Origin of the sequence: Azospirillum canadense (assembly GCF_025961225.1) — a bacterium.
In the GTDB taxonomy this organism is placed as follows: Bacteria; Pseudomonadota; Alphaproteobacteria; order Azospirillales; family Azospirillaceae; genus Azospirillum; species Azospirillum canadense.
The window spans coordinates 2,976,520-2,999,641 of record NZ_JAOQNG010000001.1 but is presented as its reverse complement, the minus strand read 5'-3'; the positions used below and the strand labels follow the sequence as shown (position 1 = coordinate 2,999,641).

Annotated in this window: 16 protein-coding genes; 7 read left to right on the top strand and 9 right to left on the bottom strand. The window is 63.8% G+C overall.

What is annotated here, in order from left to right; translation table 11 throughout:
* Positions 1 to 128: 128 nt before the first annotated feature.
* The 7 genes from M2351_RS14240 to M2351_RS14210 all read left to right on the top strand — a co-directional run bounded on the left by M2351_RS14240 (position 129) and on the right by M2351_RS14210 (position 6,948).
* The gene (locus tag M2351_RS14240) at positions 129 to 1,808 is read left to right on the top strand and encodes a putative transporter (RefSeq protein ID WP_264656695.1); all 1,680 of its coding nucleotides are present in this window, start codon (positions 129 to 131) and stop codon (positions 1,806 to 1,808) included.
* Between the two features lie 42 nt (positions 1,809 to 1,850).
* Complete coding sequence (locus M2351_RS14235) at positions 1,851 to 2,294, top strand: aspartate-alanine antiporter-like transporter (RefSeq protein ID WP_264656694.1); 444 nt, start codon at positions 1,851 to 1,853, stop codon at positions 2,292 to 2,294.
* Complete coding sequence (locus M2351_RS14230; protein ID WP_264656693.1) at positions 2,291 to 3,553, top strand: putative transporter; 1,263 nt, start codon at positions 2,291 to 2,293, stop codon at positions 3,551 to 3,553. The genes M2351_RS14235 and M2351_RS14230 overlap by 4 nt, the downstream gene beginning before the upstream one ends.
* Positions 3,554 to 3,669: 116 nt before the next feature.
* Positions 3,670 to 4,476: an ABC transporter ATP-binding protein gene (locus M2351_RS14225; RefSeq protein ID WP_264656692.1), complete on the top strand. Its 807-nt coding sequence runs from the start codon at positions 3,670 to 3,672 to the stop codon at positions 4,474 to 4,476.
* Positions 4,477 to 4,589: 113 nt separating this feature from the next.
* Positions 4,590 to 5,432, top strand: a complete 843-nt coding sequence (locus M2351_RS14220) for a transporter substrate-binding domain-containing protein (protein WP_264656691.1) — start codon at positions 4,590 to 4,592, stop codon at positions 5,430 to 5,432.
* Positions 5,433 to 5,550: 118 nt separating this feature from the next.
* Positions 5,551 to 6,255 carry an ABC transporter permease gene (locus M2351_RS14215; protein ID WP_264656690.1) on the top strand — a complete coding sequence of 235 codons (705 nt, stop codon included), beginning with the start codon at positions 5,551 to 5,553 and terminating at the stop codon, positions 6,253 to 6,255.
* Positions 6,256 to 6,258: 3 nt separating this feature from the next.
* On the top strand, positions 6,259 to 6,948 hold the full coding sequence (locus M2351_RS14210; protein WP_264656689.1) for an ABC transporter permease: 690 nt from the start codon (positions 6,259 to 6,261) through the stop codon (positions 6,946 to 6,948).
* Between the two features lie 644 nt (positions 6,949 to 7,592).
* Here the strand turns inward: M2351_RS14210 and M2351_RS14205 are convergent.
* The 9 genes from M2351_RS14205 to M2351_RS14165 form a co-directional block, all read right to left on the bottom strand.
* A complete protein-coding gene (locus M2351_RS14205; RefSeq protein ID WP_264656679.1) occupies positions 7,593 to 8,132 on the bottom strand; it encodes a hypothetical protein in 540 nt (179 codons plus the stop codon).
* 719 nt (positions 8,133 to 8,851) lie between these two features.
* Entirely contained in the window at positions 8,852 to 9,070 is a 219-nt protein-coding gene (locus M2351_RS14200; protein WP_264656680.1) for a hypothetical protein, read from the bottom strand.
* A 256-nt stretch (positions 9,071 to 9,326) separates the two neighbouring features.
* On the bottom strand, positions 9,327 to 9,908 hold the full coding sequence (locus tag M2351_RS14195) for a tyrosine-type recombinase/integrase (RefSeq protein WP_264656681.1): 582 nt from the start codon (positions 9,906 to 9,908) through the stop codon (positions 9,327 to 9,329).
* Between the two features lie 185 nt (positions 9,909 to 10,093).
* Positions 10,094 to 10,621: a hypothetical protein gene (locus M2351_RS14190; protein ID WP_264656688.1), complete on the bottom strand. Its 528-nt coding sequence runs from the start codon at positions 10,619 to 10,621 to the stop codon at positions 10,094 to 10,096.
* Positions 10,622 to 10,991: 370 nt separating this feature from the next.
* Entirely contained in the window at positions 10,992 to 11,753 is a 762-nt protein-coding gene (locus M2351_RS14185) for a hypothetical protein (protein WP_264656687.1), read from the bottom strand.
* Positions 11,754 to 13,715: a BREX-3 system phosphatase PglZ gene (gene pglZ, locus M2351_RS14180; protein ID WP_264656686.1), complete on the bottom strand. Its 1,962-nt coding sequence runs from the start codon at positions 13,713 to 13,715 to the stop codon at positions 11,754 to 11,756.
* Between the two features lie 7 nt (positions 13,716 to 13,722).
* On the bottom strand, positions 13,723 to 16,371 hold the full coding sequence (locus M2351_RS14175) for a DEAD/DEAH box helicase (RefSeq protein WP_264656685.1): 2,649 nt from the start codon (positions 16,369 to 16,371) through the stop codon (positions 13,723 to 13,725).
* A gap of 144 nt (positions 16,372 to 16,515) precedes the next feature.
* Positions 16,516 to 19,344 carry a site-specific DNA-methyltransferase gene (locus tag M2351_RS14170; protein ID WP_264656684.1) on the bottom strand — a complete coding sequence of 943 codons (2,829 nt, stop codon included), beginning with the start codon at positions 19,342 to 19,344 and terminating at the stop codon, positions 16,516 to 16,518.
* A gap of 7 nt (positions 19,345 to 19,351) precedes the next feature.
* Positions 19,352 to 23,107, bottom strand: coding sequence for a DUF6079 family protein (locus M2351_RS14165; protein WP_264656683.1), 3,756 nt, complete (start codon positions 23,105 to 23,107; stop codon positions 19,352 to 19,354).
* Positions 23,108 to 23,122: the final 15 nt, after the last annotated feature.

Sequence of the window (23,122 nt, the reverse complement as noted above, 5' to 3'; positions counted from 1 at the left end):
TTTTGATTGGGGTATCGGACGGGCTAATGCCCTCCGGAAAAGCCCCCATTGCCAATGCGGAATTGTGCGGGCATCCATAACCACAACCACGCGCGCCGCGCGACCCGTGACCGGCCTGGATCCGCTCCATGATCTCCCTGCTCGACCTGTTCAATGGATTGCCCGACATCGCCCGAATCATGCTGGCCCTCAGCGCCGTCGCGGCGGCGGGGCTGGCGCTGGGGCAGGTGAAGCTGCACGGGGTCGGGCTGGGGATCGGCGGCGTGCTGTTCGCGGGCATCGCCGGCGGGCACGTCGCCAAGGCGCTGGGCCTCACCTTCGACCTGCACGTCCTGCATTTCCTGCGGGAGTTCGGGCTGATCCTGTTCGTCTACACCATCGGCATCCAGGTCGGCCCCGGCTTCTTCGCCGCGCTGAAGAAGTCCGGCCTGACGCTGAACGCGCTGGCCGCGTCGCTGGTCGGGCTGGGCGTGCTGGTGGCGGTGGCGATCCACCTCGTCGGCGGGGTGCCGCTGCCGGCGGTGCTGGGCATCTTCTCCGGGGCCGTGACCAACACCCCATCGCTGGGCGCCGCCCAGGGCATCCTGCGGGAGGTCGGGGCGAGCGCCGCCGAGATCAACACGCCCAGCCTCGGCTACGCCGTCGCCTATCCCTTCGGCATCGTCGGCATCCTGATCGCCATGGGAGTGGTCCGCGTCCTGTTCCGAGTCGACCCCGTGGCAGAGGCGGAGGCGTTCGAGCGTACGCGCCGCGCGGAGGTGGAGACGCTGGAGACGTTGGACGTCGCCGTGCGCAACCCGGCGGCCTTCGGCACGCCGCTGCGCGACATCCAGCTGTTCGGCGACCTGGGCGTGATGGTGTCGCGGCTGCTGCGGGAAGGGCACCTCCAGGTGCCGCACCCGGACACCTGCCTGCACCCGGGCGACGTGGTGCATCTGGTCGGTCCGCGGGAAAAGCTGGAGCGGATGAAGACCTATCTCGGGCAGGAGGCGGAGGTGACGCTGACCACCAAGGGCACCGACATGCGGTGGGAGCGGCTGGTCGTCACCAACGAGCATGTGCTGGGCAAGACCATCGGGCAGCTGAGTCTCGCCGACGCTTACGACGTGGTGGTTAGCCGGGTGAACCGCGCCGGCGTCGAACTGGTGCCGACCCCGGCGCTGCACCTGCAGTTCGGCGACATCCTGACCGCCATCGGCAAGCCGTCCGACCTGCACCGGGTGGCGGCGCTGATGGGCAACTCGGCGCGCCGGCTCCAGCAGGTGGAGTTCGTGCCGGTCTTCCTCGGCATCATGCTGGGCGTGATCCTGGGCTCCATCCCCATCTACCTGCCGGGCATGCCGACCCCGATGAAGCTGGGGCTGGCCGGCGGGCCGCTGGTCGCGGCGATCCTGCTGGCGCGCATCGGGCACATCGGGCCGCTGGTGTGGTTCATGCCGCCGGCCGCCAACCTGGCGCTGCGCGAGATCGGCATCGTGCTGTTCCTGGCGGTGGTCGGGCTGCTGTCCGGCGACCGCTTCGTGGAGACGCTGGTGGAGGGCGACGGGCTGCTGTGGATCGGCTGCGGCGCGCTGGTCACACTGATTCCACTGCTCGTCGTCGGGCTCTACGCCCGCGCCGTGAAACGGCAGAATTATCTGACGATCTGCGGGCTTCTGGCCGGCAGCATGACCGATCCGCCAGCCCTCGCCTTCGCCAACGCCATGAGCGCGTCGGAGGCGCCGGCCCTGGCCTACGCCACGGTTTACCCGGTGGTAATGTTCCTGCGTATCCTGGCCCCCCAGTTGATCGTCCTCTTCCTCTGGTAGGGGCGGGGGCGGTCCTTTCCCTCCACCGCGAGGAACTGGGCCATGCACGCGCTCGCCGACCTGTTCGCCGCAATCTTTATCAACGTTTTTCAGGGCATGCCGCCCATCGCGCGGGTGGTCTTCATGCTGGGCGTCACCTCCGCCGCGGGGTTGGCGCTGGGGCACGTCAAGCTGCGCGGCGTGGGGCTGGGCATCGGCGGCGTGCTGTTCGCGGGCATCGCCGGCGGGCACCTCGCCAAACAGGCCGGCGTGAGTTTCGACGGCGAGATGCTCGACTTTATCCGCGACTTCGGGCTGATTCTGTTCGTCTACACCATCGGCATCCAGGTCGGCCCCGGCTTCTTCGCCGCGCTGAAGAAGTCCGGGCTGGCGCTGAACGGCCTCGCTTTGCTGATGGTCGGGTCGAGCATCCTGATCACCGCCCTGCTGGTTCTGGCCGGCCTGCTGCCGCTGGCTCCGGCCTCGGCGTCTTCGCCGGCGGGGTGACCAACGCCCCGGCGCTGGCCGCGTCCCAGCAGGTGCTGAAGGAGGTGGGGGCCGACGCCGCGGTGATGGCGCTGCCCGGGCTGGCCTTCGCCGTCACCTACCCCTTCGGCATCGCCGGCAACCTGCTGGCCATGGCCGGGGTGCGCGCCGTTTTCGGCATCGACCCGCAGGCCGAGGCGCGCGGCTTCGAGGCGGCGCGCCGGGCGGAGGTCGCGGCGCTGGAAACCATGGACATCGCGGTGCGGAACCTGTCGGTCCACGGCGTGCGGCTGGCCGAGCTGACCATCCTGGACAGCCTGGGCGTCTGCGTGTCCCGCCTGCTGCGCGACGGGCAGCTGCGCGTGCCGACCGCCGATACGCGGCTGGCCTGCGGCGACGTGCTGCACGTGGTCGGCCCGCGGCTGAAGCTGGAGCAGGCGCGCATGCTGCTGGGCGTGCCGGCCGAGGTGCGGCTGACCACCCAGGGCAGTGACCTGCGGTGGGAGCGCATCGTGGTCACCGCCAACGCCGCGCTGGGCAAGTCCATCGCCGCGCTGAACCTGAAGGGCGTGTGCGACGTGGTGGTCAGCCGCGTCACCCGCACCGGGATCGAGCTGGTGCCGGACGCCGCGCTGAAGCTGCAGTTCGGCGACATCCTGACGGTGATCGGCAAGCCCGACGACCTGCGCGCCGTCGCCTGCATCATCGGCAATTCGGAACGGCGGCTGCAGACGGCGGAGATGATCCCGGTCTTCGTCGGCATCACGCTGGGCGCGGCACTCGGCTCCATTCCGCTGTTCCTGCCGGGCATGCCGGCGCCGCTGCGTCTCGGCATGGCCGGCGGGCCGCTGGTGGTGGCGATCCTGCTGGCGCGGCTCGGCCATCTCGGGCCGCTGGTCTGGTTCATGCCGCCGGCCGCCAATCTGGCCCTGCGCGAGCTGGGGATCGTCCTGTTCCTGGCGGTGCTGGGCATCGCGTCCGGCGACCGCTTCGTGGAGACGATGGCGAGCGGCGCCGGCCTGCCCTGGATGGCTTGGGGCGTGCTGGTCACGCTGGTCCCACTGCTGCTGACCGGGCTGGTGGCGCGGGGCGTGATGGGGCTGAACTTCCTGACCATCTGCGGTGTTTTGGCCGGGGCGCAGACCAACCCGCCGGGGCTGGCCTACGCCAACGCACTGGTGACGTCGGAGGCGCCGGCGCTGGCCTATGCCACCGTCTACCCGCTGGCGATGTGTCTGCGCATCCTGGCGCCGCAACTGCTGGTGCTCATGCTCTGGTAAGTTGCTATTTACCAGAGGGGAATTGCAAAATCCGCGTTGCGGGGGATTGGCCGGCGGTCTAGCTTATCGGCGAAGTCCATGATTGGTCGTACCTCTCTCCCCGCCAACAGGCCCGAATGCACCGACATCCGCCCACCAATCCCAACGCCCCCGAAGCCGTCATCGTCGACAATCTCCACAAGCGCTTCGGTCCGCTGGAGGTCCTGAAGGGCGTGTCCCTGACGGCGCACGAGGGCGACGTCATCACGCTGATCGGCTCCTCCGGCTCCGGCAAGAGCACGCTTCTGCGCTGCATCAACATGCTGGAGGTGCCGGACGAGGGGCGCATTGTCATCGGCGGCGAGGCCATCGGGCTGAAGAAGGGCCGCGGCGGGCGCACCATCCCGGCCGACGCCCGGCAGGTGGATCGCCTGCGCACCCGGCTCGGCATGGTGTTCCAGAACTTCAACCTCTGGACCCACATGACGATCCTGGAGAACGTCATCGAGGCGCCCGTGCACGTCCTGGGCGTCCCGAAGGCGGAGGCGGTGCACCGCGCCCGCGCGCTGCTCGACAAGGTCGGCATCCTGTCCAAGGCCGACAGCTACCCGGTCCAGCTCTCCGGCGGGCAGCAGCAGCGCGCCGCCATCGCCCGCGCGCTCGCCATGCAGCCCAAGGTGATGCTGTTCGACGAGCCGACCTCGGCGCTCGACCCCGAACTGGTGGGCGAGGTGCTGCTGGTCATCCGCCAGTTGGCGGAGGAGGGCAACACCATGATCCTGGTGACGCACGAGATGGGATTCGCCCGCGAGGTCGCGTCGGAGGTCGTCTTCCTCCACCAGGGCCGAATCGAGGAACAAGGGCCGCCCGAGCGGGTTCTGGTCAATCCGGAATCGGAGCGCGTGCGACAGTTCCTTTCGCGTCACCTGTCGAACGGCGGCTGAAGGGGTGGCTGAACGCTTAATGTACTTGACTGGCGTTGTGAAACCGTAAAGCTCAGTGCCTGCCCGGTCAGAAGAACCGTCCATAAAAGGCATCTGAACAGAGGAGGTTTTCCGTGAAGAAGATCGTTGCGGCGCTGGCGCTGGGCGCCATTGTTGCGTCCGTCGGCGGCATGGCCGAAGCCAAGGACTGGAAGAAGATCCGCATCGCCACCGAGGGCGCCTACGCCCCGTGGAACGCGACGGACCCGTCGGGCAAGCTGGTCGGCTTCGAGCCGGACCTCGCCATGGCGCTCTGCAAGAAGATGAACGCCGAGTGCGAGATCGTCGCCCAGGATTGGGACGGCATGATCCCGGCGCTCCAGCAGGGCAAGTACGACGCCATCATGGCCGCCATGTCGATCACCGACGAGCGCGAGAAGGTCATCACCTTCGCCGGCCCCTACGGCAGCGAGCCGTCGATGTTCGGCACCATGAAGTCCTCGCCGCTGACCAAGGTCGCCTTTGAGGCGGAGCGCGTGGACCTTTCCAAGGACGACCCGGCCGGCAAGGCCGCCATCGAGAAGCTGGGCGAGGCCCTGAAGGGCAAGACGGTCGGCGTGCAGACCTCCACCATCCAGGCCAACTTCATGGAGAAGTACCTGCCGAAGGTGGCCGTGCGCACCTACGACAAGCTGGACAACGCCGGCATCGACCTGGCCGCCGGCCGCGTCGACGCCATCTTCGGCGACCGTTCGGCCGTCAGCGCCATCGTCAAGTCCGACTCGGGCAAGGACATGACCCTGTTCGCCCCGGGCTTCACGCGCGGCGTGCTGGGCAAGGGCGTGGGCGTCGGCCTGCGCAAGGCGGACGCCGACCTGAAGGAGCTGTTCAACAAGGCGATCGCCGAGGCCAACACGGACGGCACGATCACCAAGCTGAGCACCCAGCACTTCGGCTACGACATCTCGATCAAGTAACCGCTGCCTTCTACCCCTCTCCCGCCCCCCGGCTCTCGCGCAAACGAAGTTTGCGCTGACGCGACAGGCGGACCTTTGGTCCGCTGAGAGCGGGAGAGGGGCCTAATGCCGAGTGTCCATGTTCGAACTTCTCTCCTTCGGCCCGAACGGGTGGGGCGGCCAGCTTCTGGGCGGGGCGGCGATGACCGTCGCCGTGTCGCTGTCGTCCTTCGCGCTCGGCCTTGTTTTCGGGTCGCTGGGGGCGTCGGCCAAGCTCAGCCGCAACGTCGTCCTGAACGGCCTTGCCGAGGTCTACACCACCATCGTCCGCGGTGTGCCGGAACTGCTGGTCATCTACCTGCTGTTCTTCGGCGGCGGCGGCATCGTCATGGCGATCGGCCGGGTCTTCGGCTACGAGGGCTACATCGAACTCAACGCCTTCACGGTCGGCGTCGTGTCGGTCGGGCTGATCTCCGGCGCCTATTCGACGGAGGTGATCCGCGGCGCCGTGCAGGCGGTCCCGCACGGCCAGATCGAGGCGGCGCGCGCCTGCGGCATGAGCCGCTGGCTGATCCTGCGCCGCATCCTTGTGCCGCAGACCATGCGCTACGCCCTGCCGGGGCTCGGCAACGTGTGGCAGCTGACGCTGAAGGACACGGCGCTGATCTCCGTCACGGCGCTGGCCGAGATCATGCGCGTGGCACATGTGGCGGCGGGCTCCACCCGCCAGCCCTTCCTGTTCTACACCACCGCGGCCGCGCTCTACCTCGTGCTGACCACCGTCTCGACGGCGGCGTTCGAGCGGGCGGAGCGCCGCGCGAACCGCGGCGTGCGGAGGGCCTGACCGGTGAACTGGGAACTGATGTGGGACAGCGTCCCGACCCTCTTGGGCGGCATCCCCGTGACCCTGGAACTGGTCGGGCTGGCGCTGCTGTTCGGCGCCGCGGTCGCCTTCGCGGCGGCGCTGCTGCGCCTGTCCGGCAACCCGGTGGCCGAGCGGCTGATGGCCGCCTACGTGTTCGTCTTCCGCGGCACGCCGCTGCTGGTGCAGATCTTCCTGATCTACTACGGGCTCGGCCAGTTCGAGGCGGTGCGCGGCAGCTTCCTGTGGACCTTCCTGCGCGAGCCCTTCTGGTGCGCGATCCTGGCGCTGACGCTGAACACCGGCGCCTACACCAGCGAGATTCTGCGCGGCGCCATCCTGTCGGTGCCGCAGGGCCAGATCGAGGCGGCGCGCGCCTGCGGCATGTCGCGCACGTTGCTGTTCCGCCGCATCGTGCTGCCGATCGCCATCCGCCAGATGCTGCCGGCCTACGGCAACGAGGTGATCCTGATGGTGAAGGCCAGCTCGCTCGCCAGCACCATCACGCTGCTGGAGATCACCGGCATCGCCCGCAAGATCATCGCCCAGACCTTCGCGGTGTTCGAAATCTTCATCGTGGCGGGCAGCATCTACCTGCTGCTGAACTTCCTCGCCTCGCGGCTGATCCGCTACGCGGAGTGGCGCATGACGCCGTACTTGCGGGCACGGGGGTAGGCACTGTTGCCCCCTTCCTAACCCTCCCCCGCGTTGCGGGAGAGGGGACTGCCGCTGTCCCTCCCTCCACCGCGAAGCTCTCGCGCAAACCAAAGGTTTGCGCTGACGCGGCAGGCGGACCTTTGGTCCGCCGAGAGCGGGGGAGGGTGCCCGCGGGAGCGGGTGGGAGGGGGCCGTCGCCCTTTTTTAAAATTTCGGGCATGAAAAAAGCGGCCCCAGGCCGCTTCATCGTCCATCCCCTCGACCGCGAGGGGGAATTGGTGGAGCCGAGGAGGATCGACATGTAGCCCTCGATCAGGATCGTCGGTTGGCATTGTCGGTCGCTCTTCGCCAGCCGTCGAGACGATCTTGTCCGGGGAGGGGCGTGGCAGACGGCCGTGCGGCAGTGCGCGGGCATGTTCGCCTGTGTCGGTCCGCGCGTTACCCCGGTCTCATCGCGGCTTGGCTGAGGATTTCCAGGACCACATGGATCTTGGGGAAATCCATGACGGTGTGGATTCAGTCAGCCCTGTTCGGGATGGCTGTCTGGACCCGCCACAGCGGGAGCGGGTTCCAGAGCAACATGGATGTGGCCCCAGACTCCTATGGAATCTCTCCTGCCGATGCTGCGATGGTCACCCGCTGCGGCGCGGCGATGTCGCCGGTCAGCGAGGCAAGGGGCGGGGATCGCCCAGGGGCTCGGTGCCATCGTGGCCTTGCTGGAGGCCAACAGAACGTCGGCGGAGCCGGTCCAGGATGTCCTGGATCTCGGGGCTGGGCGGCTGGCTGGCGGCGATCCGGACTTCCAACTGCTTGCGGGCTTCAGCCTCGATGTACTCTGGTCTCGTCATGAACCGGAAGCGGGAATTGGCATCGGCCTTGATCTGGGCCCACTGGTAGACCTCCTGCTTGATCTGGGTGAGCAGCCGATCCTCGTCCGACTTCACCGTCATGTGGTCGGGGTGGATGCAGCATCGGTCGCCGCACGTCATCTGGATCTGTGGGCGGGAAACCAGATCGGAGTGGAGTGGCTCGCCCCGGAAGACGGCGTAGGCCAGCGGGCGGACGCTCACGCGCCGTCCATCGACTTTGATCTCGGGGTACCCGTTCTTGTCCACCCGACCCTTCCAGATCAAGCATCCGGTTCCTGGAACATACTCGCTGTTTTCGATCAGCCGTTCCTCAATTGGTCTGGGTTTCTTCATACAATTCTTCCATTTTTCTGGAAATACTTTATACCATGCCGCATCTTTTCTGGTCGAAACTCCAGCCGTGACTTTGTTCTTGGCAGAACCCCATCCTGCCCCCGGCCATTCTGGAGACTCGGCCAGACGGTTGCGGTGGCCGTATGCTGGTTCCAGGCCGGCCTGGGCCAGGGTTCACGCTGGTGCTGACCGGAACCGGGATGCCAACGGGGAGAGGCTCGTTGGCCACGCCTACGGCGCGGCCAACGCCTGGAACGAGCCCAATCGGGTTTGAGGCGAGGAGGTCGGCAACACGCTGGCTCCGCCAGCGAAAGCGGGCCCGAGCCGGCCAGGGGGCCGGCGGCAGGATCGGTACGGCTCCGCCCCCCTCCCGTACCAGGACACGGTGCCGGACGGAGCGGACGAGCGAAGCGAGACCGCGAAGGGCGGGCACCGCAGGTGCGACCATGACCCAGATCAGGACGGCATGGCCCGATGCCATGTCGATGACGCAGTCACCAACACGGGGCGGAGCAGTCCCAAATCGAGGGCGAAGCCCGAGATTGGGGCGGCGAGCCCCAGTGTTAGGCTTGGTCTGTCTTGGCAGGCCAGGAGTGAGGCGGGGGAGTGGGTCTTCTCCTTCGGAGAAGAACACTTTCCCCCCCTTATTCCGGGTTTGGCAAGGGAGAGCGGTGCCTTTTAGTTGGTAGAACGCTTTCCCCCCTTTATGGGCAGTGGGCTCAAGCCCAAGCGTCGGTGAGCCGGTCCAGGACGGCCTGGGACGAGCATTGAGCCCGCACAACAATCCGGTCCTCGCCGTCCTGGCGGGCATCCAGGATCGTGACGCCGTTCTCGCCGTCGTGGAAGAAACTGTGGAACCGGGACCAGTTCAGGAGGTCCAGAACCAGGACGGCGGTGTGGCAGCAGGAGGCGGAGTTGCGGCGGATGTCGGTGATCATGGCGGAACCTCATGGTGACGGTTGCCCATCCGGGCACGGGGTATTTACACCGGGGGGTCGCCGCGGCCGTTCCAGGGGAGCCTGGATCTCCGGTGCCACGATGCCGTGCGGACCGCCGGTGCCGACGGTGACAGCCGGCGCGATTCCTGGGATGAGATCCACGCCCCCTGGAAGGAGCCCAGGAGGTCGTGGACATTCGCCTGCCGCCGCTTCCAGGTGGGCTTGGACCGGCCTCAAACGCACCGGTGGGGACCCGTCAGACCAAGTCCACCAGCTTCCGCTTCGCCTCGGAGTCGCCCTCGATGTACCGGCTGGTGGTCTGGAGGCTGCGATGGCCGGCCATCTCCATCACGTCCTTCAACGACCCACCGACCGTGCTGGCCTTCCTCGCCGCCGCGGTGATGAAGGTCCGCCGGCCGGAGTGGCTGCTGCACCCGGTAAAGCCCAAGCGGGTGTACAAGTCGTGGAACCATCGGACGACTGATCCGGCCGACATCGACCGGCCCCGCTCGCTGTAGATGACCGGGTCCTCAGGCCGCGGCCTCCGGACCCGGTGCAATTCGATCAGGGCCTGTCGCAGGTCCCGGTTGAGTGGTATCTGCCGGCCGGACCGCATCTTGGCCGCTCTGTCCTCCAGGGCCAGCACTTCGGCGATGTCGCTGTTGGCGTCCATCACCATGCTCCAGGTGAGCATGGCGACCTCCCTGGCCCGCAACCCGGCCTTGGCCGACAGGAGGAACATGACCGTGTCGCGGGCCGCGTTGCGGGTCCCCGACAGGTACATCAACACCGCCCTGGATTGGGCCACCGTCAGCACCTTCGCCTGCTTCCCGGCCATGTCGGACTCACAAGGAAATCGTCGATCTCCCGCAGGGTATGACGAGTCCAAAAGCTGTCAACGTGGCCCAGCCCGTGAACCCGTTGGAAACCCTCAATTCACAAGAGATCCCGGAAAAGATGGTGAGACTCCACGGCCCCATGAGGTGACCCGCCGCCGCTCCCGCAGAACGGCGCCGGACCCCTTCAATTGTCCTCTGCTTCCGTATCCCCTTGGCTATCGATGAGGAAGAGTTTTCCCTCAATGCTCGTGACATAACGGAGAATGTCAGAAGCACTCGGAGTGTGGATTTCCGGAGGGTACTCAGAAGGCAGCGGCAGATCTCGTCCTTCTTCAGCAAAGCTGACGAGGTCAAGCCGGCTTTGATAGAATTTCTCGGCCAAAATCCGGTCGCGGTCTTTGGCCGAAATTGTGCCCATGAGCGTTGGCCAGAGTTTGCGGTCGAACAGAACTTGAGCGTTGATTTCCTCTTCGACATACTCGATGGCGTCAGTGATCAAAGAAAAAAGGGCCCCCATGTACTCCCCATCGCGGAAGTACAGATATCCATCTGGGCCGAAACTCGGATGAGAGTACTTGTTGTACTCCTCCACAATTTCATGTCTGTGCCCCTTGGAGCGTGCGCACATACGCCGGTCATCCAGAGCCCAAGGGACCCAGATGCTTCCATCAGAATAGAAGTAGTATTCGGGGTCAGTTCGAAAATCCGGCATTCGATAACTCCATGTTCAGCCGCCTCGGTTTCTGTGAACCAAGACGTGGGGAAGTCAGGAGTCCTTTCTATCGGCAACCAGATACTACAAGCAAAATTCCAGCCGTGAACTACCACACTTTTTTGGCCCAGTCGCGAAATCCGATAAACCGTTGAAAATCCTGTGTTTCCCAAAAGTCCGACCAGTCCCGATAGCTGTTGCAGCGGAATGCAATAAAAAAAGCGAATGAATTTCCACTACTATAAGTTACCCGTTGGCGTCGACCACCCCCATAGAGGGTATTGGCGATGTCAAGTGTTTATGATCCCGTCAACGCAACCAAGAGGTGATGTTCGCAATTTGATCTCCGGGCTTCCAGGTAGCGGTAGCGTCAGTGATCAATCGCCTCTCGTTTGCTGATCCTCACCAAAACCTCACCGACTCCCTGCCGAAACACCTCCAGCCGCGCATTCGACGGCAAAGCGGTCGTGTCAAGAGGCGTAGTATCAAACGGGAAGAAGGCGAGGGCTCGCCGTATTTCCTCAACCGACCGCATCTGGTTATCGAAACAACGGATGAATGCTTCGGCCATCCACGAGAGCAGTATGTCGTCCTTCAGAGACACCCGCGGTACAGGGTGGTAGATACCCTTCACACCAGATTCTTGTAGAACCCCCCAATCAATAAACGTACGAAGCACTCGCCGTGCCGCCCGCGCAACTGTCTCACGTTCTCCGAAACGCTCCCGAAGCCGACGTTGAACCTGGGTAGCGGCGACTTCGTCCTGAAGCTGAAGAAGACGCCCAACCACCTGGGCGACCTCGCCAAGAAACGGGTATGCGGCCATCGCCATGGACCAGTGAACGGCAACATGAAGGTGGTTTGGCAGCCGGACAAGCAATGCGAGTCCGTCGTCTCGCAACTGAATGTTTTGCTCATCCACTGTCAGCCAAATCCGCTTCAAGATGGTGATCGCCTTTTCTCGGTTGCCCCGCTCTGGGTCACCGCCAACCGAGAGTTCGTCCTTCAGCAGTTCACGAAGACCCCCGACAATTTCACTATACGGGGACCCGCTTGTCACCATCCTGGCGGTCGCCGCCATCCACTCCAGCTTGATGCGCTGGTTGAAGCCGACCACCGGGCTCGTGTTCATCTACAGTCCTTCGATACGAATGAATGGGACGATTACCTCCTCGATAGAGGCACCGCCATGTCCAACAACGACCTCCCCCGCCGGAACAAACGCGTCCCGGCCGCGGGCGAGAAGGGGAAGGTAATCGGCCGGAAGCCCTACGGGGGCCCACTGCACCGCCGTGGGACAGGCTTTCATCATCTGCTCGCGCAATAGCTGGGAGGAGTAGGTCCGCACGCGCTCTCCCCGCTCTTCGGCTATTGCCCCTTCCGACGGGCGGCCGATTCCCGACGCCTCCACGTTCCCGTGGTCGGAGGTGATGACGATGTGGAACTCATTGTCCAAAAGCAGCTTGACGAGGGCGGACAAGTATCCTGACCGAGCCCATAGGTCAATCTGATTATGCATCCCGCCCATTCCAAGCTCCATGCCGTGCATGATCTTGTCGATTTTATCCACGACGAGACCAACTACCTTGACGTTGGGATTGGAGGCAAGCTCTTCTATTTGAAGAAGATCTCCTTGGACGCCCAAACCCTTGCGGTATTCGACCTGCTTGCTGGTGTACCCGTGGTCCATCCAGAACTGGAGCCATTGTGCCTTTTCTTTCGCCGTGGTCGCGATAGACCCGGCAAACTGGATCGGCGGCCGGCCGGAGAACAACGCCTGCCGGCTGACCGAGGTCAAAGTAGGAATCCAGGCAAAAACCGCTTCCTCCACCATGGTGGTGCTGGTTGGCACGGCGGCGACCACCGCATCCTTGAGGAGCAGCCACTGGTCAAGGGCCAAGCCGTCCAGGACAAGCAGCGCCGCCTTTCTGGCCTTGCGGTCCTCCAACCGCCGTGCCATCGACCGCGGTACGTGGTGCAGCACGGCGGGCGGCACCGGGGGCTGGCTGTGCAGACCGGAATACCGCAGGGTGAGCCACCGTTCGAAACGGTCGTCGATCAGATTCTGGAGCCCCTGGAACTGCGAGGCAAACTCGGTCTTGGTTGCGGGATTGAGCCGGTGCCACAGTACTGACGCCTCCGCCCAGCGGTAGGCAAAGGCGGTCCACGCTCTTGCCCGAGCATCTTCATCCGGCACGTCGTGTTCCAAAACCGGCAGGAGTCTGGCAAGGCGGTCTTGGTTTCGGGTCCCCTCGTCGCCAGCGCCGGCGACGCCGACCTGCACCCATTCGTCGCCAGTGTTCAGGTCATACGGAAACTCCACCGGCGAGAGGGTGCCGTCGATGAACAGGTTGTCAATGTAGACCCTCACATTCGGGTGGTCGAACGGCACATCGGGCAACGGCTCAATGGATTCCGGCAAGGGCAGTCTGGCCAACTTGTAAAGGAAGGCTGTCCAGCGCCGCTGAAGGAAGGAGAAGAACACGGAGCGGTCGGTGACTATGTCGTCCAGCGGGTACCCGCTCAGCCCCCCGGATACCTTCAGCCGCTCCACCAACCAGTTCGCCAACACCGGCGGAAGGGTTCGCGCCGCGTGGTGGAGACGAAGAAGTTCCCGAAGCAGATCGGCCGGCGACCGAAGAAGCTCCGGGACGATCCCGTAGACGTGGAGCAGGGCGAACTTCTTGGTCTCTCCGTCGTTCATCCGACTGGGGTTCTCCGCCTGCTGCACGCCAAACAACACCGGAAGGTCGTTCGGGTCCAAACCGCGGAGGACGGGGTAGCTGAGGTTTGGAAACAAGGAGGGCAGGCTGGCCGACACCACCGTCGCGGCCGACACCAAATCGTAGGGCAGGTCTTCCCGTCGCCCACCGTGGTGCACGATCAGAAGGTGCCTATCCTCCCGGCCCCGGAACTTCGCCTCAAATTCGACGCGGAACTGGATTTCGTCCTCGAACTGGACGACGGCGTAACCTCTGGCCTGTACGGCGGCGAGCACAGCCTCCTCGCGGAAGATGCCGTCGGGGTCGATGACCGCAACGAGTGGGGCGATTTCCGGATTCAGGTCCTTCGTGACCGCATCGACCCAATTCATGTCAGCATCATCCCAAGGTGATCATCAGCAGCGGGTCGAGCGTCGGTACCACCCGCGTCATCGCGTCCACCGCTTGTTGCCACGCCGCCGCCTCCTGCTCCAGCTTGGTGAGGCGGTGAACCCTTACCTGGGGCAAACCGATGCTCTCGATGGCTTTTCGCCGCACGGCGAAGGAATGCTGATTGCGTTCCCTCTCCAGGTCCAGGTGGGCTCGGTGGGCGGTGAGAAGTTCATCATAGGCGGGCCGGCAGTGGGGTTCCGCTTCCCGCTGGCTGCGCGCGGCCAATGTCGCGGCCAGGGCCCCATCGCGGTAGCCAATCACGCTCACGTCGTCGGTGAGCAGCCGGTCCCAAATGTGACGGGCGGTAGGCCCGAGGACTCGTCCGTCATCGTGCACGAACACGGGGACGATCCGCTGTCGCTTCCAGTCGCCGGCCTGAAGCGCGACCCGCCACAGCGACCAGATGCCGGCCAGATCGCCGGAGATACCGGCAAGGCGGACGACCGGAATTGGCTGTCCTTCCGAAAACCGGGGGATTCCCAGGGTCAGGCCGCGAACCCGCTCGTTCTCCAGACCCATATGAACAAGGTCGGGCGAGGTGTCGGTTGTCGGCGGGCTGAAGGAAACCTTCGGCCACGTCTCGCCGCCCGGCCATGTCAACGACCACGCCCGCTCCCGGCGTTCGGCAACGCCCCCCTGGGCGCGCACGTGGCTGACCATCATCCTTTCCACCCAGGCGGGCATCGGATGATCCATGATTCGGCGAGCCTCATCTTGATTGATGTTCTGGGCGGGGCCGAGTACGGAAAAGGCAGCCCGGCCCGAGCGGGCGTCGTCGCGGATCTGTTCCACGAGGGTGTTGACCATCTCGTTTACCCGATCCGGGTCGCGGATCGCCTCGACGTACAGGTCATCGAACAACTGCTCGGCCCGCCCCGAGTCGAGCACGTCGCCGGCCTTGTCCACCCCAAACTCCTCGAAGATGACCGCCAGCTTGCTCTCCAGCACCTCCTGAACGCGGCTCTCCACGGTGCCTTGGAGGGTGAAGTTGATGGCCCGCACGGTGTGTCGCTGGCCAATACGGTCCACGCGGCCGATCCGCTGCTCCAACCGCATCGGGTTCCACGGCAGGTCGAAATTGATGACGACATGCGCGAACTGGAGGTTCAGACCCTCGCCGCCCGCATCGGTCGAAATCAGCACCCGAGCCTCGTCGGCGAACGCCCGCTGCACCTCCCGCCGCTCATCCATGTCCATGGAGCCGTTGAGGATGACAACGGCGAAACCCCGCTGTTCGAGGTATGCGGCCAACATCGCCTGGGTCGGCACGAACTCGGTGAAGATCAGCACCTTGAGGTTCGGATCGGCTTCCTCCTGCTGTAGCCGGTAGACGGTGTCCAGCAGGGCCTCCGCCTTCACGTCCGCCGTCGCCGCTTCGGTCCGCTTTGCAAGGTCGAGCAACACCTGGATCTCGGCCCGCTCGTTGCGATTGGCCGAGCGGGCGTGAATCAGGGCATCCAGGGCGTCCTGGGCGTCCATCTCGGAGAAATCATCGTCGTCCATGGCGGGGAAGAGGGAAAGCTGGTCGTCCGGTTCCGCCAGGATCTCCAGGCGCCGCTCCAGGGTTGCCCGGATGGCGGCGGTGGACGAGGTCACCAGCCGCTGCATCAGGATCATCAGGAAACCGATGTGCCGCTTCTTTTGCTTCAGGGCTTGGGCGTACCCGAACCGGACGTAGTCGGTGACCGCCTCGTAAAGCTGTCGCTGAAGGTCGTGGCGGTGCTGCCAGCCCACCTGGAACAACTGCGTCTGGCGGGGGCGGAACAGGGGCTTGCCGTCCCAGTCCACGGCATCCCGCTTCTCGGTCCGGATCACGTACGGAGCAACGCGCTCCCTGGTCACGCTGCCCGTGTCGGGGAACATCTTGGCGTCGAGCAACGAGACCAGCCGGTGGAAGTTGTCGGTCTTGCCCTGGTGCGGGGTCGCCGACAGCAGCAGGAGGTAGGGCGCCGCCTCTGCCAACCCCTGCCCGAGCTTGAACCGGGCGACCTGATCGGTACTTCCGCCGAGACGATGGGCCTCATCGACCACCACCAAGTCCCAGTTGGCGGCGATCAGGTCGTTGAAGCGGTCGCGGTTGAACGCGGCGATGCGCTCCCGGCTCCACCCCCGCCGTTTGTCCAAGGGTTTGACGGAGTCCATCGGGACGATGGCTTGGTCGAAGGCCGACCAGATGTTGTCCTCCCCGGTCACCCGCCGGTAGGCGGCGAAATCGTTCGGGAGCAGGAGGCGGAAGTCCTCGCCGAAATGGGTCTGCATCTCGGCCACCCACTGCGTCACCAGCCCCTTAGGCGCCAGCACCAGCACCCGCTTCACCCGTCCCCGGAGCTTCAACTCTCGGATAATCAGCCCCGCCTCGATGGTCTTACCCAGACCAACCTCATCCGCGAGCAGGTACCTGACCCGGTCGTCCGAAACTGCCCGCGACAGGGCCGTGATCTGGTGCGGCAGGGGCACCACCGAGGCGGCGATGGGGGCCAGCAGCGTGTCGTGCGCGACCGCTTCGGAAACGCGGGCCGCCGACGCCAGGAAGGTGATGCGGTCGGCCTCCGTCGCCAGGGCCGGCTCCAGGTCGTCGAGACGGTCGGCCGCCACCCGGACGATCACGTCCTGGCCGGTGAGCCAGACCCGGCAGAAGCTCTGCCCCCACAGGGTCTCCGTCTCGACGACCCGGCAGAACTGCCTGTAGTCCCGGCTCCAGCGCCACCCCCCAGGCTCTAGCATGAACGACTCCCGGCGTCAGAACCCGTCTTCACCGAGCCGGGTCATTGCCATGTCGTACCACATCAATAGCTGCTGATCCTCCTGGATCACCTCCTCGGGGACCTTAGCAGCAGCGGCCTTGATGGTGGTGTAGTCTCGCAGGCCCCAGGCTCGTTTGAACCCGGCACGGATCACCTCGTGACGCGGCTGCTTGATCCGCTTCTCACGGGAATCCAGAAGGCTGTCGAATTCCCGGAGAAGCTGCTTCTCGCGTTTCGCCTCCATGTCCTGGAGCTTGTTGGGATCGGGAACGTACCATCGGTCCTTGGCCTTCCGGCGAAGCTCAGGGTCGTCCTTGGGCCGGTTGCGCAGTTCCTTGTAGTTGGTCGAAAGATAGGCATGGATCTGACTCGGAACGTCGCCCGTGCCGTCATACAGCAGGAAATTCTGGTCCAGGATGTCCGCCAACTCCACCGGCTTCTCGTGCTTCGCCCAGCCCACCGACAACCGCATGAACTCCGGCTGGGTGTCGGCGTAGGATCGCGGCCGGCGGCCCAGTTCCTGCCGGAGCCACTGGATCGTGTTGGCCTCACTATCCGGGAACATCTCCAGATGACGAACCTCCTGCACCTTCGCCCGCTTCTTCAGGTACTCGTCCTCCTGCGTGGCGAGGAAGTACATGCCGTCGTGCTTGCGGTAGCGATCCTCCAGACCGGCGTAGAACGCAGCCACCGACATTGGAACCGACACGTTCCGCTGGAGATGGACCGCCACCATCCGGTCGAACAGCCGATGGTCCAGCCTTTCGGCCACCACGTCCACCTGCTCCTCCTTGGCCGAGACAAATACGGGAAGCTGCCCAAGGTGGGCATCGACGAATTCCCAGACTCCGTCATCGGTGCCGGCCTTGACCTCGAAGCTCCGCTCAAACCGCTCCGACGGCTTGTAGGCCGAGATGACCAGATCCTGCTTGACAGCGGTGCTGGTGACTTGCCGGTAGGACCCCTGTTGCTTGTCTAGGGTACGCACGTCGGCGATAATGAAGCCAACGGAGAGCAGGGCCTCCTGGATCGCATTCCATACGGCATTCTGGGAATTGTGGAACACCACCGTCATCCACCGGCCGGGTTTTAGGACCCGGAAATACTCGGCGAAGCAGTCCCGCATGAGCCTCTGGTAGTCGGTCAGCGTCTTGTCCTTGGCGCTGTCAACAATTGCTTCGGGGCCGACGTTGGTCCAGACACCATGCCACGATTCTACCAAGTAGTTGAGGTCAGCGTAGAATATGTTCGCCCCAAAAGGTGGGTCGGTAAAAATATAGTCAACCGCATGCTCGGGAAGGCCCAAATGGGTCGCCGAACCGCACCGAACCATCGCTCCATTGACGCTGTGATAGCTTCGACTAAAGACCGCTACAATTCTCCCGAGTTTTCCATCCAGATTATACCACGGAGAAACTTCGGAATGTTGCGATGCAACGTAGTAAACCCCGGTTAGTTGACGATTTACCTGGGAGAAATGACTTGGTGAATATCGGTTCAATACAGACATGCCCCAGATCGCCTGTTCGAAGAAGAACAGCAGAGCATTCCGTAGACGAACATCGCCGACTTCGGTCGATTTTTTCCATGCGGAATGAAGAGCCTGTGCTGCTCGGGGCAGGAAGAAATGGTGAACCCGCGTGAACCCCTTCGGCTGAATCCGAGACCCATGATACATATTCTCGACGGGGAAAGCTGAACTCGGGAACCCAGAAGGAAGCGGCAGGGAGGACACTCTGGAAATTATGTCAATATCCGTCCTGTCAGGATCTTTTTGGTACTTTTTCTTCCCCATCGAGTAGCAAACCAGAACGGGGTCCAGCCGAATTCTCTCCCATGCCTCTCCCGTCACCGGGTCGGCGAGATTGGTGAAACGTCGTTCCAGGCTGTCCTTGTTCACCTCACACCCGCAATGAGGGCAGGGGAATTTCTCTCGGGTTTTTTTTGTCGCCGGATCGAGAGCTTCCTTTACGAACACGATTTCGCCCGAACAGTCCGGACAAGAAAAGACTTCACTCCAGACCACATAGTCAATGACTGCCTTGGTCTTTCCATCGGTATGGGTGGTCTCGTACATCCACCCGATTTCAGTCCGGAGTTCCTTCAGGATGCGCTTTGCTTCCCGCTCGAACGCCTTCACATCGAACGGCGTGTTGTAGTTGGCGGCGATGAAAGTGGCGGCGGGCGAAAGATCGTTCAGAATTGCTTTCCTGGGGCCCCAGACGGGGCGGTCCAAACCGTTCCGCTTGAACTGGTCCTCGATCTGCTTCTTCAACGGCGCATCGGGGAAGCCGCACATCTGGGCTGCGACGCCGGTCATGCCCGACCCGCAGAAGCCGTCCAGGACTACGTCGCCCGGCTTCGTATAATGCAGGATGGCTGGCATGATCGCCTTGTGCGGAACCTTCGTGTGGTATCCGTGGGCGGTGTAGAGCGGGTCGGTCTTCCCTTCGCTGACATCGATGGCGAAGGGCTCCCTGGAGTAGGTGTCGTCATCGGCGTCGTACGGGGTGCCGATGTGCCGGGCGAACTCGCCCAGGAACGGGTTCGGACAGGCCGTGTAGTAGGGCGGGTCTGACAGCCGCAGGATGTCCTCGTCGCTCCCGACGGGGAAACCCGGCTGGTTGCGGAATGCGGGGTCCTTCAGCTTCTCGCGGAGCAGCCCAAGGTAGTGGGCGCGCCGGGCATCGTCAGACGGAAAGGTGCGGCCGAGGCACTCCACGGGGCGAAGTTCGCCCCGTTCAACCCGCTCCTCGTACGAAGTGTCATAGAGATCGGGCTGGGCTGGCGTCAGCAGGTGTCCGGTGTCGGTGTTCTTCGGCATGGCGAACTCAATCCTTCCCGTCGGTGGTGGTGGCGGCGATGACCACCCGCACCTTGTTCTTCTCTTTGCCCTTGGTCGCGTCGTCCAGGAATGCCTTGAAGCGCTCCTTGAGGTCCTCGATGCCGGCGGGAGAGCCCCCCTTCAGCAAAGCGTCCCGGATTTGGTCGGTGGTCAAGACCACCTTCTGCAACCCCTTCAGGGCCTCCGACACTGCGGTGACGAAGCGGGCGTCCACAGGGTCCGGCAGGACGGCTTCTTCCAGGAAGTCCTCGACCAGCCCCTTCTGCTCCGGTGGTAGCAGTTCCAGGGACTCCTTCACGGTGGGGTCCTTGAGGTTCAGGTAGAGGTTCTGCGTCCAGCCCAGCAGAATCCGATCCAGCCGGTCACCGAACTGATCCAGCCGTTGCGAGGCGGAGACCTCGACCTTTTCGACCGCCGGCCGGAAGTTGCAGTGGGGACAGATCGGTTGCTGCTCCAACTCCGTCTCCGTGAGCTTCGAGCACTCCTTCAGCCCGTTGAGGTCGTTCTGGAGGTCGGTCAATTCGGCCTTGTTCAGAAGGTCGATGGTCACCAGCATCCGCAAGGCGTCCAACCGGTCGTCGCGCAGGATGCGGGACCGTTTGCTGTCGTCGGATGGCCCCAGCCGCGCCCTGGTGTGCAGATCGGAATACGCCTTGACGTAGTCCCGCTTCAGTTGGCCGATGCGGTCCTTGACCGACTTCACGAAGCCGGTCTCCGTCCTTCGGGCATCATCCTTCAGTTCCGCGATCACCGCGTTCCTGACGGCGGTGACTTGAGCCATCCATGGATGATCCACGGGCAGCACCAGTTCCGCCTCCGAGATGTAGCCGACCTCAGGCATCAGATCGCGGATCAATTCCACCAGCCGTTCGGCCTGGGTCAGGGTCGCCAACGCGGCTTCGTGCTCCTTCACCGCCGCTTCATCGTGACGGAAGTTCTTCAGCTTGCCGGGGCTGTTGAACGCCTGGAGGCTCTCCAGGAAAGCCTTGGCAGCGTCCAGCTTGACGATGATCTTGTCGCGCTCCGCCTCATCGATGACCTGGGCCTTCCAGAAGTTCACCCCGCCCGCGATCTGGTGCCGTACCTCCACCAGCTTCTTCACCGACGCGGCGACCTTATCTTGGAGTTCCGTGACCGGCTTATCCTGCCCTTGGGCGACGTTGTTCGCGAGACCACCGCCGAGACCCAGGAGATCGAACAATGCCCGGATGGCCGGCAGGTTCAGATCCTTCGGCTGTTCGATATGTTTGAATTGGAGAGCGTCGTCGAGCGGCGTCGCCGCCAAGGTGCCGAGTTTGGTGGCGTCGATCTTGTCGCCGGGGATGGAAAGGACGAGGTGGCCGCCGTGGACAAGGGCGGCCAACACGACGAGGAGCAATTCTGGCTCCAGGCGGAACGGCTTGACGGCGAAATACTCCACCCCGTTGTCATCTTCCAGCAACTCCGACCGGTTGACGACCTGCCCCTGTCCCTTGGCTTTGAGCTTCGTCAGGACGAGGTTGGCGTACCGGGACTTGGTCGGCTGAATCTTGTCGCCGTCCAGCAATTCCAGGGCATCCAGAACCGCATTTGCCTGCTGGGTGCGCGGCCCACCGGCGATGGCTCGCAGAGCATCCGCCACGGCGGTGCGTCGCGTCTCCGCAGTCAGGAGACGTGTGAAGGTCGGATATTCCGGCGCTTGCTCCTCAAACCACTTGGACAGGCAGACAGACCCCACCAGATCGATGATCTGTCGGAAGTCGGCCGTCTGATTCGGTCCGAGGTTCAATCGGTCACGAACCGAGCCCCCCTTCAGCCACTCCAACAACGACTTAGACTTGCCCTGGTGGGTGACTTCGAAGCAGCGCGTGGCGTTCTCGCGGAGCCACGCGACGAGCGCCTTCAGATACCCGCGAGCCTTCGTATCGTAGGTGTCCTTGGCCTGCCCGGACGCCGACGCCGACTGCTCCAGGGCTCCCGCGTAGCCCCGCAACGCCTTGGTGAAGGTCTCGTCACGCTGGTCCAACCGCAGAAGCATCTCGTCCTGTCGCTGCTCGTCCTTGTAGACCGGCGTGTCGAAGGGCTGGAGGAAGTAAATGTAGAAATCCCTCACCGGGATCGCTGTTGCCCGCTCGTTCGGCGTTCCGAAGAACAGATAGCCCCGACGCGTGACCATGCGGTCCCGCCACTCCAGTTCCCGCTGCCATAGATGGAACCCAGTCACCTGTGTTGGAACGTCGGTCAACTCCATCGCCTGCTTCAGGGCGGTGTAGTAGTAGCGATTCAATTGGTCGTCGCTCAGGGTCTCCGCCCGCTTGTCGATCAGGGCGTCGTAATCGTCGGTCTTCCGCAGGTCGAGGTAGGCTTGCCGGTTTTCCTTGTTGATGGTGAGGAACTGGCCCGACACCGTCTTGTGGATCTCGCGGATCGCCGCCTCGACTTGGGTGAGGAGGTCCTCGGCGGGATCGCCGCCCATCTCCTCAATGCCGGGCTGGAAGAGGCACAAACCGTCCCGCAACTCCTCCGGAGTGGCACCCAGCGGCCGGTAAATGTCCCCTGTAGTGAGGCGATGCACCGACAGGGCGTGGATGATTCGCTTCGCCAGGGGCTTGTACTGGGGGCGGGTGAACGCTTTGTCGATCCGATCTTCAAGTGTGGTCGCGCATGTGATCACGTCGCGGATCTCCGGTACCGCACGGAGAGACGGTTCCGTGGACAAGGTCGCCCAGTACTGATCGTACGCGATCAACCCCGGCTGCCCCGTTGGAACATCGTGGTTCAGCACCCGCTTGATGGAGTGCGAGATGGTCTTCAGCACCTCCCGCTTTTCCGCGACCTGAACACGTTCAAAGGTTGAGAAATAGTCCGGGTGGATCGGGAACAGCCGGACGAACTCGTCCAACTGCTCGTTCATGCGGCCGTAGAACTTGGTGAACTTGGAGAGGTGTGCCCGGATCTTCGACTGTTGGTCAGCCGATTTTTGCAGGAGACGCTCTGCCACAACGTATTTGATGTCGCGCGACGCGATGAGGATCTGGTCGAACCGGGCCTGGACCCGACGCAGGTCGTCCGCGACGAAGGAGAACCGTTGATTGTTGAAGATCGCCTCCTGGACGCCCGCGACGAACCGGAAGCGCAAATCCTTGCAGACCTCCCCCACCTCACGGAGGAAGCCGAGGTCGAGAATGAGATCCTGGGCGTTGCGGCTCCGCAGGTAGTCGAGCAACTCGTCCACGACCATCAGCAGTCCGTGGTCGGGGAATTCCTCGTGGAATACCCGCATCATCTCCTCAAAGGCGCCCTTGTGGTTCCTCAAGGTCTCCGCGGGGGGAAAGCTGTAGGCCACGCCAAGCTCGGCGAGGTGACTTTCGATCTCCTGAACGATGATGTCCCGCAGCGGCATCTTGGTTGAGCCGATCTCCGTGCGCACCACCTTGAACCGACCAGCCATCGCACCGGCTGCCGTCCGCACAGCGTTGTTGCGGACCGACGGCAATAGCTCGGCGTTTTCCGCCAAAGCGGACAGCACCGCCATCAGGTGCGACTTACCGGTACCGTAGTTGCCGACTACCAGCAGCCCCTTGTTGTCAGAGGGGGTTTCGAACTGGAGATTTGGAATGATGATAGACTTCAGGCGGTCGGCCATCTCGTCGGAGATGACATAAGTCTCGACCAGGGCTCTCGCCCTTTCCGCCTTGTCTGCGTGACGAAGCTCGATCACCGACTCAATTGGGTCAAACCTGACCAAATCCCCGTACTTCATACCCTGGCGCCCCAG